General features: G+C 38.9%; 1 pseudogene. It reads left to right on the forward strand.

Annotated elements, in window-relative coordinates:
- Positions 1 to 691, forward strand: a pseudogene (locus KHA90_RS25140) (hypothetical protein); the annotation flags it as partial.

The following is a 691-nucleotide window of genomic DNA, read 5'->3' on the forward strand; positions in this document are numbered from 1 at the left end:
GCTAAATACTGTCTTCCGGTAAAAATGTCTATTCCTGAAGTATTACAAGCTTATGAAAATGAAGCCGAAAAACGTGATTGGAAAAGTTTGACGGAATCAGCACTTTACAATTGGCTTTACCAGCCGGAAAGAGAACGTATTTGGACACTAGCACGCCACGGATTGTCAGCATATAACAAAAAATACAAGCACACCATTACCAGAGATAGAAGTGACTGGTTTCCGAATGCGTATTGGGCGATTGACGGTACAAAATTAGACTGGATCCACTACTGGGATGAAAGCAGTAACAAAATGGGTGCAAAATTAAAAATAGACGTGATGTTTGATGTGTATTCAGAGAAGATCATCGGTTGGGATCTATCCTTTACCGAAAGTCATATAGAGCATTTCAAAGCTGTAAAAATGGCGGTTAATGAGGCGCAATGTCGTCCTTATTATCTGACTTATGACCATCAGGGAGGGCATAAAATGGACAGAATGCAGACATTATATGATTCTTTAATGGCTGTTGATGGTCATGCAACGCATCATCCGAATAAGGCTAGAAACCACTCAAACCCTTCGGAACAATTGTTTAAACGTTTTCAACAGCAAGTAATTACTAAATTTTGGTTCTCAGACGGACAAGGTGTGACGGTAAAGCGTGATGATAACAAAATGAACACTGATTTTATACTCGAAAACAAAT

Origin of the sequence: Flavobacterium psychroterrae (assembly GCF_018380615.1) — a bacterium.
GTDB classification, from domain to species: domain Bacteria; phylum Bacteroidota; class Bacteroidia; order Flavobacteriales; family Flavobacteriaceae; genus Flavobacterium; species Flavobacterium psychroterrae.